Origin of the sequence: Agromyces sp. NPDC058126 (assembly GCF_042884595.1) — a bacterium.
Classification (GTDB): Bacteria; Actinomycetota; Actinomycetes; order Actinomycetales; family Microbacteriaceae; genus Agromyces.
Map to the genome: position 1 here is coordinate 438,055 of NZ_JBHVTS010000001.1, position 12,936 is coordinate 450,990.

Here is a 12,936-nt window from a genome sequence, read left to right on the forward strand (position 1 = left end):
TATATGAACCGTAGCGTCGAAGACATGAACACGACCACCGCTTCCACCGAGATCCGTCCCTTCCGCGTCGAGGTCGCCCAGGCCGAGCTCGACGACCTGCAGGAGCGCCTCGCGCGCACCCGTCTTCCGCAGGCCGCCCCGGTCGACGACTGGGATGCCGGCACGCCGAACACCTACCTCCGCGAGGCCGTCGACCGCTGGCACGGCGGCTACGACTGGCGAGCCGTCGAGGCGCGCATCAACGAGTTCCCGCACTTCACGACCGAGGTCGACGGCCAGCCCATCCACTTCATCCACGTGCGCTCGCCGCACCCCGGTGCGACGCCGCTGCTGCTCGCGCACACCTACCCCGGGTCATCCGTCGACTACCTCGACGTGATCGGCCCGCTCGTCGACCCGGTCGCGCACGGCGGCCGCGCGGAGGACGCCTTCGACGTCGTCGTCCCTGACGCCCCGGGCTTCGGCTTCTCGAACCCCGTCACCGAGTCGGGGTGGACGACCGCCAGGGTCGCCCGCGCCTACGACGAGCTCATGCGGCGCCTCGGCTACTCCGAGTACGGCATCCACGGCTCCGACAACGGCGCGCTCGTCGCGCGCGACCTCGGGCTGCTGAACCCCGAGGGCTTCCTCGGCCTCCACGTGCTGCAGCTGTTCTCGTTCCCCTCGGGCGACCCTGCCGAGTTCGAACGCCTCGAACCGCAGGACTACGCGGGGCTCGAGCACATGCAGTGGTTCCAGTCCGTCGGCGGATACAACACGATGAACGCGAGCCGTCCGCAGACCGTCGCGGTAGGCCTCAGCGATTCTCCGGTGGGCCTCCTCGCCTACAGCGAGCTCTTCAACTCCTTCGGTAACGGCACCTCGCTCGTGCCGCTCGACGCGATCCTCACCGAGGTGAGCGTCAACTGGTTCGCGAATGCGGCCGCCGGCATGAGCCGGGCCTACCTCGACAACGCGCGCGCGGCCGCCGCGGCCGAGGCCGCGGGGGACGAACCGCAGGTCAACGCGGCGCCCACGGGCGTCGCGGTCTTCGCCGACGACTTCCAGACGATCAGGGTCTTCGCCGAGCGCGACAACTCGAACATCGTGCACTGGAGCCGGTTCGAGCGGGGCGGCCACTATGCGGCGCTCGAGGTGCCCGAGCTCGTCGTCGGAGACATCCGGGCGTTCTTCACGGGGCTGCGCGCAGCGGACTGAAGTCGGCCCGAACGCGGCGAAGGCGCGGACCCGTCCGGGTCCGCGCCTTCCGCGCGAGGTGCGAGCGGCCGTCAGGCGAGCTGCGACGCCTGCGCGTGCTCGGTGGCCCAGTTCAGGGCGTACTCGGCCACTTCCTCCCAGCCGTCCTGGCTGACGATGCGGTGCGTGCGGCCGGCGAACTCGCGGAGCTCGACGATCGCGGGGCTGCCGGTCGAGGTGTACTTCTTGACGATCGCGCGACCGATTGCCGGGGGCACGACGTGGTCGATCTCGCCGGTGATGACGAGCAGCGGCGCGCGGTCGGCGCGGGCGTAGTCGACGTGGGTGACGCCGCCCTTCTCGTTGATCGTCGAGGCGACGCCCTCGAAGAAGACCCGGTTGTACGAGTTCACCGCGAACTCCTCCCAGAGGCGGTCGGATGCCTCGCGGCCGAGGTCGTTGCCGAAGGTGAAGTGGAAGTGCGACTTCGAGAGGGGCTTCGCGCCGTTCTTGTCGAACGGGTTCGCGAGGATCGGGAAGCCCGTGCGGAGGGTCGAGGCGGGGAGCGTCGTGATGCCGGCGGTCTGCCCGGGCTCGACGCCGACGTAGGCGGCGCCGAGGCCGCGGTCGGCGAGCATCTGGGTGATGACGCCGCCGAAGGAGTGGCCCATGATGATGGGCTTCTCGGGGAGGGCGCGGATGATGCGCTCGTAGTGGTCGGCGATCTGCTTGAGGCCGATGCCCTTGAGCGACTCGGGGTTCGAGCGGATGTCGGCGACGTCGCGGTCGTCGATGCCGGGCCAGCCCGGGACGATGACCTCGTGGCCGCGGGCCCGGAAGTACTCGGCCCAGGTGTCCCAGCTCTTCGGGGTCATCCAGAGCCCGTGGACGAGGACGATGGTGGCCTTGCTGCTGTTCGCGCCGGTGGTGTTCATGGTTCCTGCTCCTTGTGGTGGGGCGATCGGATTGACCGCTTCGTGATCTGTGAAGTAGAACGATCGTTCTATCTCTTTGTATTCCCAGACTGTACGCCCAGGGCGGAACGGATGTCAAGCAAAAAGAGAAAGATCGTTCTATCATCTTTGGTATGGCTGCACGAACCACCTCCACCGGCGCCTCCGCGGCGCGCGAACGACTGCTCCAGACGGCGTCCGAACTCTTCTACCGAGAGGGCATCCACGCCGTCGGCGTGGACCGCATCATCGCTGAAGCAGGCGTCACCCGCGCGACCTTCTACCGGCACTTCCCGAGCAAGGAGGACCTCGTCGAGGCGTACCTCGGCGTCGAGGACGCGAACATCCGCGGGGCGTTCGACGCCGCCGAGGCATCCGGCGCCGAGCCGCGGCAGCTCGTCGGGCTCGTCATCGAGGGCCTCGCCGACGACGTCGCCCGCAACCACACCCGCGGCTGCCCCTTCATCAACGCGGCCGCCGAGTACCCCGACCCCGGCAGCGGCGTGCGGCGGGCCGTCGGCGAGCACCGCGAGTGGTTCCGCTCCGAGCTCGAAGCGCTGCTCACCGCCGCCGAGGTCGAGGCGCCCGAGCAGGCGGCCGGGCAGCTCGTCCTGCTCCGCGACGCGGCGATGGTCGGCGGCTACCTCGACGGCTGGGAGCGGGTGCGCCCCGCGTTCGTGGCCGCGGCCGCGCGCACCGCCGGGCTCGACGGCTGACGGTCGCACGAGGCATCCGATGCCGGGTCGCCGGGCCGTTCACTTGATGACAGGAGCGGCCGCGCGCGGTAGCGTGCCGAGGTGGCCCCCGGTGAACTGATCAGCCAGGACGCGGTCGACGAACTCGGCCGCGAACTGCTCGGGCGCGTGCGCGGCCGTGTGCTCGAGATCGGCGCCGGCGAGGGCGAGAACTTCGGCGCCTTCGAACTCGGGGTCGAGTGGATCGGCCTCGAACCCGACGCGAAGCGCCGAGCCGAGCTCGCCACCCGCGGGCGCGAGTGGGGTCACCCGGCCGAACCGCTCGACGCGGTCGCCGAGCGGATCCCGCTGCCCGACCACTCCGTCGACGCCGTCGTCGGCACCTTCGTGCTCTGCTCGGTCACCGATCAGGCGGCGGCGCTCGCCGAGGTGCGGCGGGTGCTCGTGCCCGGCGGCCGGGTCGTCTTCGTCGACCACGTCGCCGCGCCCCGAGGCACGCTGAAGCGTGCGGTGCAGCGGGTCGCGACCCCCCTGTCGAAGCGGTGGTGCCACGGATGCCACTGGGATCGCGAGACCGAGGCCGCCCTGCTCGCGGCGGGGTTCACCGCGGCCGACGTGCGACGGGTCCGCGCGAGGTCGCTGCCGTTCGGGCCGGTGCCGATCCTCCTCTTCGAGGGGCGGGCGCCCTGAGACCCGCTGCTTCTGCAGGGGAATTGCGCTGAGCAGGGTTCAGAGCAGGGGATGGGACCTAATCTCCTGCAGAAGCCGCAGCGCCTGCGGAAGCGGATGCGGCGGCGTCGATCGCCGCCCGGGCGAGCATCGTCGAACCGGCGACGGCCGCCGGCATCGCGATCACGGCGCCGAGCGGCACCATGAAGCAGAGCTGGGTCGCCACGCCGAACCCGTACAACGTCGAGCGCCGGCCGCGGAGGATCCGCCGGCGGGCCTCGCCGTGCAGCCCGCGGGCCGCGAACGCGCGTGAGCTGAGCTCCGCCGCGAGCAGCCGGCCCGAGAGCACGACGCCGAGCACCGGCCCGACCACCGCGCCGACGAGGGGGACGAGCCCGACGATGCCGACGCCGATCGCGATCACCGCGCCCATGCCGATGAGCCCGAGCGAGTCGCCCACCGCGCGCCAGAACCCGGGGCCGTGCTCGGGCACCTCGCCGCCGAGCTCGGTCTCGACGGCGCGCCAGATCTGCTCGTAGAAGGGGTCGCCGACGGCGAGCGTCACCGCCGTGAACGTCACCGCGGCCAGCACGACCGCGGCGGCGAGGAGGATCGCGCCGATCGTGCCGCGCACGAGTCCCCGCCACGGCTCAGTCCAGTCGTCCGCGAACGGCGTGAGCCAGTCGGTCAGCGAGGGCAGCCCGAAGCCGAGCCCCACGAGCGCCGCCACGACGAGGAGGAACACGATCGCGGCCGGGATCAGCCCGAGCAGCATCACGCGCGGGCGCTTCGCCCAGAACGCGAAGCCGCGCACGAGCATCCGCACGCCCAGCAGGAAGCCCTCGATCACCTGCCCAGCCTAGGCTGGGCGGATCGGCCGCGGGCCGGGTCGACGATGGAGGTCCAGATGGTCACGGTGCAGGACGTGCGGCTCGACGACGGTCGCGTGCTGCGCGCCTACGACTCCGGCGCGGATGACGCGGCGCAGCTCACGCTCGCCTGGCACCACGGTTCGCCGCAGACCGGGGCGCCGCTCGAACCGGTCGCCGCCGCGGCGGAGGCCAGGGGCATCCGTCTCGTCTCGTACGCCCGCCCGGGCTACAGCGGCTCGACGACGCACCCCGGGCGCGACGTCGCCTCCGCGGCCGACGACGTCATCGCGGTCGCCGACGCGCTCGGCATCGGGCGCTTCGCCTCGATGGGGGCGTCGGGCGGCGGGCCCCACGCGCTCGCCGGCGCGGCACGGCACCCCGATCGGGTGATCGGCGCGGTCGTGCTCGCCGGCATCGCGCCGTACACCGAGGCGTTCGACTGGTTCGACGGCATGCGCGCGCCGGGGGCGCTGGGGGCCGCTCGGCAGGGACGGGCCGCGCGAGCCCGCTTCGCCGAGACCGAGGAGTTCGACCCCGAGCAGTTCCTGCCGGTGGATCTCGCTGCGCTCGAGGGCCGGTGGGCGTCGCTCGGCGCGGATGCCGTGCGTGCCGGGGAACTCGGCCCCGACGGGCTCATCGACGACGACGTGGCCTTCGCGAGCCCGTGGGGGTTCGAGCTCGCCGAGGTCGTCGCCCCCGTGCTCGTCGTGCAGGGCGAAGGCGACCGGGTGGTGCCGCGGCGGCACGCTGCGTGGCAGCTCGCCCACCTGCCGAACGCGACGCTCTGGATGCGCCTCGACGACGGGCACGTCTCGGTGCTCGACACCGTGCCCGACGCCATGGACTGGCTCCTGGCTCGTCTCGGCTGAGGGTCGAACCCGACGTCAGCCGAGGGAGTCGAGTGCGGCGGCGAGATCGCGCCAGAGGTCGTCGACCTGCTCGATCCCGACCGACAGCCGCACGAGGCCCTCGGGGATGGTCGGCTGCTCGGCCGGCCAGCGCCGACGCCGCTCGAGGGTCGACTCGACTCCGCCGAGGCTCGTGGCGTGCACCCACAGGCGGGTGCGCTCGGCGAGGGTCTCCGCCGGCACGGCGCCGCCGCGCACGACGATCGACACGATCGCCCCGAAGCCCGGGTAGCGCACCTCCTCGAGCGCGGGGTGCCCGTCGAGCCTGCGGACGAGCTCCTGCGCGTTCGCCTGCGCACGGTCGAGCCGCACCGCGAGCGTGCGCATCCCCCGCAGCGCCAGGAACGCCTCGAGCGGCGCCGGGATCGCCCCGGCCAGGCTGCGACGCTGCACGAGCGCGGCGGCGTGCTTCTCGCTCGCGGCGATGGCGGCGCCCATCACCACGTCGCTGTGGCCCGAGAGGTACTTGGTGGCCGAGTGCACCACGAGGTCGGCACCGAGCGCGAGCGGTCGCTGCAGCAGCGGCGTGGCGAAGGTGTTGTCGACGGCGACGAGCGCGCCGTGCTCATGCGCCGCGGCAGCGATGGCCGCGATGTCGGCGAGTTCGAGCGCGGGGTTCGTCGGCGTCTCGAACCACACCATCGCGGCTCCGGCGCAGGCCGCGACGACGGCGGGCGTGTCGGAGATGTCGACGAAGCGGACCCGGATCCGCCCCTGCTCCGCCCGCTCCTCGAGCAGCGCGACCGTGCCCGTGTACGAGTGGCGCGGCGCGACGACCAGCCCGCCCGGCGCGACGAGGTCGAGCACCGCCGAGATCGCGGCCATGCCCGAGGCGTACGAGACGCAGTGGCCGCCCTCGAGCGCCCCGAGCACGTCCTCGAAGGCGGTCCAGCTCAGATTGCCGTACCGCCCGTACGCGGTGTCGCCGCCCGCCACGTAGGTCGAGGTGAGGTGCACGGGCACGTTCATCGGAGCGTCGGGCGCGTGCGGCGGTCGACCCGCCACCACGGCGACGGTCTCGGGGCGGAGGGCGGGGGCGTCGTCGGGGGTCGCGGGCATGCCGACAGGCTAGTCGAGCGCCTCGCGCGCCGCGGTCGCCTCGTCACGCGCCGTCTCGGCGAACCGCGCCGCCCGGTCGCGCTCACGCCCGAGCCGCCGCTGTTCCCGGCCGTGCTCGTCGAGCCGGTCCTCGACCTCGCGCAGCTCGGCGTCGAGCTCGTCGCGACGCGCGGCGTCGGCGGCGATCCGTTCGGTGAGCGCAGCCAGTTCGCGCTCGAGTTCGTCGAGGGCGGCGGATGCCTCGGCCGAGCGCTCCTCGGCCGCCGCAGCCGCGCGCTCGCGCTCCGCGTGATCGCGCCGCGCCTGCTCTTCGCGCTCGCGGTCCGCAGCTCCGGCGTCGGCGTCACCCCGCCGGCCGGCCTTCGACCGAGCGGGCCGCTTCGGCGGAGCGCCGCCGGGACCGCCCGGACCGCCCGCGACCGCGCCGTCGAGGTCGGCCTCGAGACCGACGGCCTCCAGGCTCCGCACGAGTCGTCCGCTGGCGACCGCGTCGGCGGCGGAGGCATCCACCATGCCGGCGGTGAGCGTCTGCGCGACCTCGTCGAGCACCGGCTGGCGCACCGGGGCGCCGAGCTCATCGGCCAGCGCTCCCGCCGCGCGGGCGAGCGCCGCGACGAGCGCGCGGCGCTGCTTGGCGAGGCGGGCCAGCGCCGGGGCATCGAGCTCGGCCTGAGCGGCGCGCAGTTCGGCCCCGAGCCCCAGGAGTTCGTCGAGCTCGTCGCCGCGGTGACGCACGAGCTGGTTCACGAGCCACGCCGCCGGGGCCGGGCGATGCAGCGCGGTCACGGCGTCGGCGAGCTCCCGGTCGTCGTCGCGGAGTTCGCGCCCGCGACTGTTCCGGGCCGCGGTGAACTCCTCGGGGCGCAGCGCGTACAGCGCCGTCGCCTCGTCGATGAGCGCATCGCCCCCCATAGGGCCATCCTGCAAGATCGCGGGCGATTCCGACAGCCGCCGCGACGTGGTCTCATGGAGTCATGCGAGTCGTGGTGCTGACCGGGGCCGGCATCTCGGCCGAGAGCGGGGTGCCGACGTTCCGCGATGCCGACGGGTTGTGGGAGGGGCATCGCGTCGAGGACGTCGCGACGCCCGAGGCCTTCGAACGCGACCCCGACACGGTGCAGCGCTTCTACGACGAGCGTCGCCGTGCCGTCGCGCTTGTCGCTCCGAATCCCGCGCATGCGGCGCTCGCCCGGCTCGAAGACGAACTCGGCGACGAGCTGCTCGTCGTGACCCAGAACATCGACGCCCTGCACGAACTGGCTGGCTCGACCCGGGTGCTGCACATGCACGGCGAACTCGGCACGGCCCTCTGCACGTCGTGCGGCGCGAGGACGCCGGCGGAGGGCGACCTCATCCGACGGCCGCCCTGCCCGGTCTGCGGTGCACGGAAGCTCCGGCCCGACGTCGTCTGGTTCGGAGAGATGCCGTACGGACTCGACCGCATCGACGCCGCGCTCGCCGACTGCGAGGTGTTCGTCGCGATCGGCACCTCGGGCGCGGTGTATCCCGCGGCGGGCTTCGTCTCGACCGCGACGGCGCGCGGTGCGCGCACCGTCGAGCTGAACCTCGCCGCGAGCGAGATCACCGGCCTCTTCGACGAGGTGCGGCACGGCCCGGCGAGCACAGTGGTGCCCGCGTGGTGCGATGAACTCCTGGGCGGGCTCGACCGGAGCTGAGCGGCACGGGTCAGCCCGACCCGGTGAGCCGTGCCTCGAGCGCGTCGAGCATCTGCCGTTGGCCCTTCGTCACGAGCGTGCGCGCCTCGTCGATCGCCACCCAGCGCGCGTCGTCGACCTCGGGGAAGGACTGGATGCGCCCCGAGCGCGGCGGCCATTCGAGTTCGAAGGAGTTGCTCTCGACCCGGCCGATCTCGAAGTCGGGTGCCTCGGCCGCGTAGACCCGGGTGAGCTTGCCGGTCGACGATCGGAACTCGCCGAGGTCGGCGTAGTCGAGCTCGGGCGCGGCGACGCCGATCTCCTCGCCGAACTCCCGCCGTGCCGCGAGCAGCGGATGCTCGGTCGCGACGAGGTACTCGCCCTTCGGCACGGTCCAGGCGCCCTCGTGCCGGCGCTCCCAGTACGGGCCGCCCATGTGCGCGATGAACACCTCGAGTGCGGCACCCGTCGGCGGGGCATCCACCGGCGTCGTCCGGTAGAGCAGGATGCCCGCGCTGGTCACCGGCACGGCGCCGAGCCGTCCTCCGGTGACGAGGCCGGGTAGCGTGGAGCAGGAGCAGCGAAGGAGTTCCGCATGGCACGCATCGTACTCATCGGAGGGCACGGGAAGGTCGCATTGCGGCTCGAACGTCTCCTCGCGGCGCGCGGCGACGAGGTCGACGCGGTGATCCGCAACCCCGAGCATGCGGCCGAGGTCGCCGCGAGCGGCGCGAACCCGGTCGTCGCCGACATCGAGACCCTCGACGCCGACGGCTTCGCCGAACTCGTCCGCGGGCACGACGCCGTCGTGTGGTCGGCGGGTGCGGGCGGTGGAGATCCGCGGCGCACGTACGCGGTCGACCGCGATGCGGCGCTGCGCTCGATGGCCGCCGCCGAGGCGGCCGGTGTGCGGCGCTACGTGATGGTCTCGTACTTCCGTTCACCCGACCACACGGTGCCCGAGGGCGACCCGTTCCACGCCTACGCGGAGGCGAAGGCGGCCGCCGACGAGCACCTCGTGACGACCCCGCTCGACTGGACGATCCTCGGCCCGAGCCGCCTCACCGACGGCGAGGGCACGGGGCGCATCGACGCCGAGGCATCCGAGAGCCTGACCGTCGACCGCGCCGACGTGGCGGCCGTCGCGGCCGCCGTGCTCGCGGCGCCCTCGACCATCGGGCGCACGATCCGGATCAACGCGGGCGCGACGCCGATCGCCGACGCGATCCGCTGAACCGGTCGGGGAACTGACGCAGGATCACTGCCGTGGGCGCCGTATCAACGACCAGAGCGCGGCGAGCAGCAGCACCCCGCCCACTGCGCCGATCAGCCCCAGGATCGACCACAACATCGTCTCCGTCGACATCGCCCACCTCCGTGTCCGTGGCTTCATCATGCCCGTGCGGCGACGCGAACTCCAGCATCCGGGCGCGGACGGTCGCCGCCCGGCCCGGGCGTGGCAGGATCTGAGGATGGCCGATCCAGGACTCCCGCTGTCGCGCCGAGTGGGCCCGGCTCCCGCGCCCGTCGTGCCCGAGCACCCCGACGTCGCCCGGTGGCGGCCGGCCGTGCGGAGTGATCTCGACGAACTCCTCGCCTTCCACGCCGACGTGGCGCGTGCCGACCACCCCAACTGGGTGGAGTCCCGCGACGAGATCCTCGACTTCTTCGAGGTCTCGCACGTCGACCCCGGCCGGGACACCCTGCTGGGCTTCGCGGAGGACGGGCGGATCCTCGCGAGCGGCTCGGCCGTCGTGCCGCCCGGCCAGGAGACGCTGGTGCGCGCGATCGTGCTCGGCGCGGTGCGGCCCGAGGCGCGCGGCCGCGGTATCGGGCGCCGTCTGCTGGAGTGGGAGCTCGCACGGGCCCGCGAACAGCTCGCGGCGAGCGAGCAGACGCTGCCGGGCTGGATCATGGCGTACGCGGAGGAGCGATCGCCTGACGCGCAGTCGCTGCTCGCACGGGCCGGCCTCGAGCTGCGCCGTCACTTCTTCACCCTGGAGCGCGAGATCGCCCAGCCCGCCGACCTCGACCCCGATGACGGGGCGTACGCGATCGTCCCGTGGTCGGCGGAATGGACCGAATCGGCACGGCTGGCGCGCAACTCGGCCTTCGTCGACCACTGGGGCAGCCAGTCCGCGGGCGAGGAGCGGTGGGCGCGCTTCGTCGGCGGCGAGCAGTTCGCCCCGTCGCTCTCGTTCCTCGCCGTCGCGCCGAACGACGGTCGCGACGAGGTCGTCGGCTTCGTGCTCGCACTCCGCAACGAGCAGGACTGGGCGGGCCAGGGGTTCAGCTCCTCGTACGTGCAGCTCGTCGGCGTCGTGCGACCGTGGCGCGGGCGCGGCATGGCCCGACGGCTGCTCGCCTGCCACCTCGAGGCGTGTCGTGCGGCGGGCCTGGAGAAGGCGACGCTCGACGTCGACGCCGAGAATCCGACCGGAGCACTGGGCCTGTACACGGGCCTCGGATTCGAGATCGCGCACTCGCACCGGAGCTACGTGCTCGAGTTCTGAGGCCGGCCTCGCCGCCGTATCGGCGCTGTCAAGCGGTTGACGGGATGCCTCGCACCAGCGCACGCTCGGACGACCGCGACGATCGAGACCTGGGAGGGCATCATGAGCGACGCGACGCGCGATCGAGGGGCACCCCGAGCATCCGAACACCCTGACGAGGCAGGCCGTCTCGACCGCGAGGGGGAGCCGGCCGACGGCGGCCCGGATCGAGGCGACGACGCGAACGACGTCGAGGCCGACAACGCGGTCGAGGAGGACACGATCGAGACGGTCGACCCCGACAACGCTCCGGCCTGATCTGCCTGCGACCACTCGCTGACGGCGCCGGCAAGGTAAGGCAATCCTCAGAAGAAAGTCGCACTGATCTGCGGAAAACCGTCCCGAGGCTACTGCGGGATCACCCGGCGCGGGGTTAGCATCCAGATACCGAGCGGCCGTCTCGACGGGTCGCAACCGCCAGAGGAGGTCACCCATGAGCATGACGCTCGACGAGTTGCCCGCAGTCGCCGAATGCTCGGTGGCCGGATGCTCGTACAACGATCATTCGCACTGCCACGCCGCCGCCGTGACGATCGCCGGTTCGGTCGGCGACGCCGAGTGCGCGACCTTCATCCCGCTGGGCAGCAAGGGCGGGCTCGACAAGGTGCTCACCCACGTCGGCGCATGCCAGCGCGCCGAGTGCGTGCACAACTCGAAACTCGAGTGCACTGCGGCCTCGGTGCGCATCGGCGCCGGCGCCGACGATGCCGACTGCCTGACGTACGAAGTCGCCTGACCAGAACCGAAACGGGCCTCGCCGAGTGATCGGTGAGGCCCGTTTTTCTGTGTGCCCAGCGGCAGAATTCGTCGAGTTCTGCATCTTCATGATCGATTGAGTCAGTTTTCGATCAACTCTTGACATTCATCGCTCACCTGCGCCAGTGTGCTCAGCAACCACACACGAGAGCTCTGGAGAGTGCAATGTCGCGTTTCTTCACCAGTCCGCGCGAGAAGGTCGGCGCCGCCGCCGACCTCGACACCGCGGCATCCGGTTTCAGTCGCAGGAACCTGCTCGGCGGAGCACTGGCGGGCGTCGCGCTCGCGACGGCCGCGAGCTCGGGCGCGGCGACCGCCGCCGTTCCGGCGCGCAAGCAGGGCTCGCGATCGATGGCGAACGAGCCCTTCAACCAGGTCGACACCGTCAAGATCGGCCTCATCGGCCTCGGCAACCGCGGCATGGGCATGCTCGGCAGCTGGGTCAGCGTGCCGGGCGCGCAGGTCGTCGCCGTCTGCGACATCCGAGGGGATCGCGCCACCCGGGCCGCCGATCGGGTCGCGAACGCGGGCAAGCCCCGCCCGCGCGAGTACGGCGGCTCCGACGCCTCGTTCCAGAAGATGCTCGACACCGAAGAGCTCGACCTCGTCTACATCGCCACGCCGTGGGAGTTCCACCACGCCCAGGGCAAGGCCGCGCTGAAGGCCGGTGCGCACGTCGGCGTCGAGCTGCCGATCGCGACCGAGCTCGACGAGCTCTGGGACCTCGTCGACACGAGCGAGCAGACCCGCAAGCACCTGTTCCTCATGGAGAACTGTTCGTACGGCCGCAACGAGCTCGCGATGCTCAAGATGGCGCACGACGGCGTCTTCGGCGAGATCACGAGCGGACACGGCGGCTACCTGCACGACCTGCGGTCGCTGCTCTTCAACGACGGCTACTACACCGACGACTGGCGCCGGATCTGGCACACGAAGAGCGTCGCGAGCTTCTACCCCATGCACGGGCTCGCGCCGATCGCGGCCGCGATGGACATCAACCGCGGCGATCGGCTGACGACCCTGACCGCGACCGCGAGCGCCCCCCGGGGCCTCGCCGACTACCGCGAGCGGTTTGTTCCGCGCGACCACCGCTCGTGGAAGGAGGAGTACATCAACGGCGACCTCGTCACCTGCATGATCTCCACCGCGAACGGTCGCATGATCAGGGCCGAGCACAACGTGAGCCAGCCGCGACCGTACAGCCGCATCAACACGATCGAGGGCAGCCGCGGCATCTTCGAGGACTACGTCGGCGCCGATGCGACGGGGGCACGCGTCTACGCCGAGCCGATCCACAGCGGCGACACCTGGCGGGGCGCGAGCGCGCTGCGCGCCGAGTACGACCACTGGCTGTGGAAGGACCTCGAGGGGCCCGCGGCCGGCGGCGGCCACGGCGGCATGGACTACATCCTCCAGTGGCGGATCGTGCAGCAGATGCGCACCGGCCAGGTGCCCGACATCGACGTCTACGACTCGGCCGCGTGGTGCGCACCCGTGCCGCTCAGCGTGGCGTCGATCGAGAAGGGCGGGCGCCCGGTCGAGGTGCCCGACTTCACCCGCGGCGAGTGGAAGAAGCTCCGCCTCGGCCTCGACTCCGTCCGCACCGCCATGCCGGCCGTCGTCTGACACCCGAACGAGAGG

General features: G+C 72.2%; 15 protein-coding genes. 10 read left to right on the forward strand and 5 right to left on the reverse strand.

The genetic code is table 11. The annotated features are described in order from the left end of the window. The first annotated feature begins 24 nt into the window (after nt 1–24). Nucleotides 25–1,197, forward strand: a complete 1,173-nt coding sequence (locus tag ACFVTR_RS02025) for an epoxide hydrolase family protein (protein ID WP_387034360.1) — start codon at nt 25–27, stop codon at nt 1,195–1,197. A 71-nt stretch (nt 1,198–1,268) separates the two neighbouring features. On the opposite strand, the gene ACFVTR_RS02030 is transcribed toward ACFVTR_RS02025, so the two are convergent. Continuing rightward, nucleotides 1,269–2,111 (reverse strand): alpha/beta hydrolase, encoded by an 843-nt coding sequence (locus tag ACFVTR_RS02030; RefSeq protein ID WP_387034361.1) that lies wholly within the window; start codon nt 2,109–2,111, stop codon nt 1,269–1,271. Between the two features lie 152 nt (nt 2,112–2,263). On the opposite strand from ACFVTR_RS02030, the gene ACFVTR_RS02035 reads away from it, so the two are divergent. Together ACFVTR_RS02035 and ACFVTR_RS02040 are read left to right on the forward strand one after the other, a co-directional pair. After that, nucleotides 2,264–2,845, forward strand: coding sequence for a TetR/AcrR family transcriptional regulator (locus ACFVTR_RS02035; protein ID WP_387034362.1), 582 nt, complete (start codon nt 2,264–2,266; stop codon nt 2,843–2,845). Nucleotides 2,846–2,926: 81 nt separating this feature from the next. Next, nucleotides 2,927–3,514 carry a class I SAM-dependent methyltransferase gene (locus ACFVTR_RS02040; RefSeq protein ID WP_387034363.1) on the forward strand — a complete coding sequence of 196 codons (588 nt, stop codon included), beginning with the start codon at nt 2,927–2,929 and terminating at the stop codon, nt 3,512–3,514. 58 nt (nt 3,515–3,572) lie between these two features. On the opposite strand, the gene ACFVTR_RS02045 is transcribed toward ACFVTR_RS02040, so the two are convergent. Further along, nucleotides 3,573–4,343 (reverse strand): EI24 domain-containing protein, encoded by a 771-nt coding sequence (locus ACFVTR_RS02045; protein WP_387034364.1) that lies wholly within the window; start codon nt 4,341–4,343, stop codon nt 3,573–3,575. 57 nt (nt 4,344–4,400) lie between these two features. Here ACFVTR_RS02045 and ACFVTR_RS02050 point away from each other — a divergent pair, with 57 nt between their 5' ends. Further along, nucleotides 4,401–5,234 carry an alpha/beta fold hydrolase gene (locus ACFVTR_RS02050; protein WP_387034365.1) on the forward strand — a complete coding sequence of 278 codons (834 nt, stop codon included), beginning with the start codon at nt 4,401–4,403 and terminating at the stop codon, nt 5,232–5,234. A gap of 15 nt (nt 5,235–5,249) precedes the next feature. Here the strand turns inward: ACFVTR_RS02050 and ACFVTR_RS02055 are convergent, their stop codons facing one another. Continuing rightward, nucleotides 5,250–6,332: a trans-sulfuration enzyme family protein gene (locus ACFVTR_RS02055; RefSeq protein ID WP_387034366.1), complete on the reverse strand. Its 1,083-nt coding sequence runs from the start codon at nt 6,330–6,332 to the stop codon at nt 5,250–5,252. Nucleotides 6,333–6,341: 9 nt separating this feature from the next. Next, a complete protein-coding gene (locus tag ACFVTR_RS02060; protein WP_387034367.1) occupies nt 6,342–7,244 on the reverse strand; it encodes a transposase in 903 nt (300 codons plus the stop codon). Nucleotides 7,245–7,306: 62 nt separating this feature from the next. Here ACFVTR_RS02060 and ACFVTR_RS02065 point away from each other — a divergent pair, with 62 nt between their 5' ends. Next, complete coding sequence (locus ACFVTR_RS02065; protein WP_387034368.1) at nt 7,307–8,008, forward strand: NAD-dependent deacylase; 702 nt, start codon at nt 7,307–7,309, stop codon at nt 8,006–8,008. Between the two features lie 10 nt (nt 8,009–8,018). On the opposite strand, the gene ACFVTR_RS02070 is transcribed toward ACFVTR_RS02065, so the two are convergent. After that, the gene (locus ACFVTR_RS02070) at nt 8,019–8,516 is read right to left on the reverse strand and encodes an NUDIX domain-containing protein (RefSeq protein ID WP_387034369.1); all 498 of its coding nucleotides are present in this window, start codon (nt 8,514–8,516) and stop codon (nt 8,019–8,021) included. Nucleotides 8,517–8,582: 66 nt separating this feature from the next. Between ACFVTR_RS02070 and ACFVTR_RS02075 the strand changes: the two genes are divergently transcribed. From ACFVTR_RS02075 to ACFVTR_RS02095, 5 genes are all read left to right on the forward strand, one after another. Continuing rightward, nucleotides 8,583–9,221 carry an NAD(P)H-binding protein gene (locus ACFVTR_RS02075; protein ID WP_387034370.1) on the forward strand — a complete coding sequence of 213 codons (639 nt, stop codon included), beginning with the start codon at nt 8,583–8,585 and terminating at the stop codon, nt 9,219–9,221. 238 nt (nt 9,222–9,459) lie between these two features. After that, nucleotides 9,460–10,500, forward strand: a complete 1,041-nt coding sequence (locus ACFVTR_RS02080; RefSeq protein WP_387034371.1) for a GNAT family N-acetyltransferase — start codon at nt 9,460–9,462, stop codon at nt 10,498–10,500. Between the two features lie 102 nt (nt 10,501–10,602). Next, nucleotides 10,603–10,797: a hypothetical protein gene (locus tag ACFVTR_RS02085; RefSeq protein WP_387034372.1), complete on the forward strand. Its 195-nt coding sequence runs from the start codon at nt 10,603–10,605 to the stop codon at nt 10,795–10,797. Between the two features lie 175 nt (nt 10,798–10,972). After that, entirely contained in the window at nt 10,973–11,275 is a 303-nt protein-coding gene (locus tag ACFVTR_RS02090) for a DUF1540 domain-containing protein (RefSeq protein WP_376941310.1), read from the forward strand. Nucleotides 11,276–11,460: 185 nt separating this feature from the next. Beyond that, nucleotides 11,461–12,921, forward strand: coding sequence for a Gfo/Idh/MocA family protein (locus ACFVTR_RS02095; protein ID WP_387034373.1), 1,461 nt, complete (start codon nt 11,461–11,463; stop codon nt 12,919–12,921). Nucleotides 12,922–12,936 lie beyond the last annotated feature (15 nt).

Excerpts from the sequence above, each read along its gene's own strand:
- ACFVTR_RS02060 (WP_387034367.1), bottom strand. The coding sequence starts at position 7,244 with ATGGGGGGCGATGCGCTCATCGACGAGGCGACGGCGCTGTACGCGCTG.
- ACFVTR_RS02065 (WP_387034368.1), top strand. The coding sequence starts at position 7,307 with ATGCGAGTCGTGGTGCTGACCGGGGCCGGCATCTCGGCCGAGAGCGGG.
- ACFVTR_RS02085 (WP_387034372.1), top strand. The coding sequence starts at position 10,603 with ATGAGCGACGCGACGCGCGATCGAGGGGCACCCCGAGCATCCGAACAC.
- ACFVTR_RS02050 (WP_387034365.1), top strand. The coding sequence starts at position 4,401 with ATGGTCACGGTGCAGGACGTGCGGCTCGACGACGGTCGCGTGCTGCGC.
- ACFVTR_RS02095 (WP_387034373.1), top strand. The coding sequence starts at position 11,461 with ATGTCGCGTTTCTTCACCAGTCCGCGCGAGAAGGTCGGCGCCGCCGCC.
- ACFVTR_RS02055 (WP_387034366.1), bottom strand. The coding sequence starts at position 6,332 with ATGCCCGCGACCCCCGACGACGCCCCCGCCCTCCGCCCCGAGACCGTC.
- ACFVTR_RS02090 (WP_376941310.1), top strand. The coding sequence starts at position 10,973 with ATGAGCATGACGCTCGACGAGTTGCCCGCAGTCGCCGAATGCTCGGTG.
- ACFVTR_RS02030 (WP_387034361.1), bottom strand. The coding sequence starts at position 2,111 with ATGAACACCACCGGCGCGAACAGCAGCAAGGCCACCATCGTCCTCGTC.
- ACFVTR_RS02025 (WP_387034360.1), top strand. The coding sequence starts at position 25 with ATGAACACGACCACCGCTTCCACCGAGATCCGTCCCTTCCGCGTCGAG.
- ACFVTR_RS02075 (WP_387034370.1), top strand. The coding sequence starts at position 8,583 with ATGGCACGCATCGTACTCATCGGAGGGCACGGGAAGGTCGCATTGCGG.
- ACFVTR_RS02035 (WP_387034362.1), top strand. The coding sequence starts at position 2,264 with ATGGCTGCACGAACCACCTCCACCGGCGCCTCCGCGGCGCGCGAACGA.
- ACFVTR_RS02080 (WP_387034371.1), top strand. The coding sequence starts at position 9,460 with ATGGCCGATCCAGGACTCCCGCTGTCGCGCCGAGTGGGCCCGGCTCCC.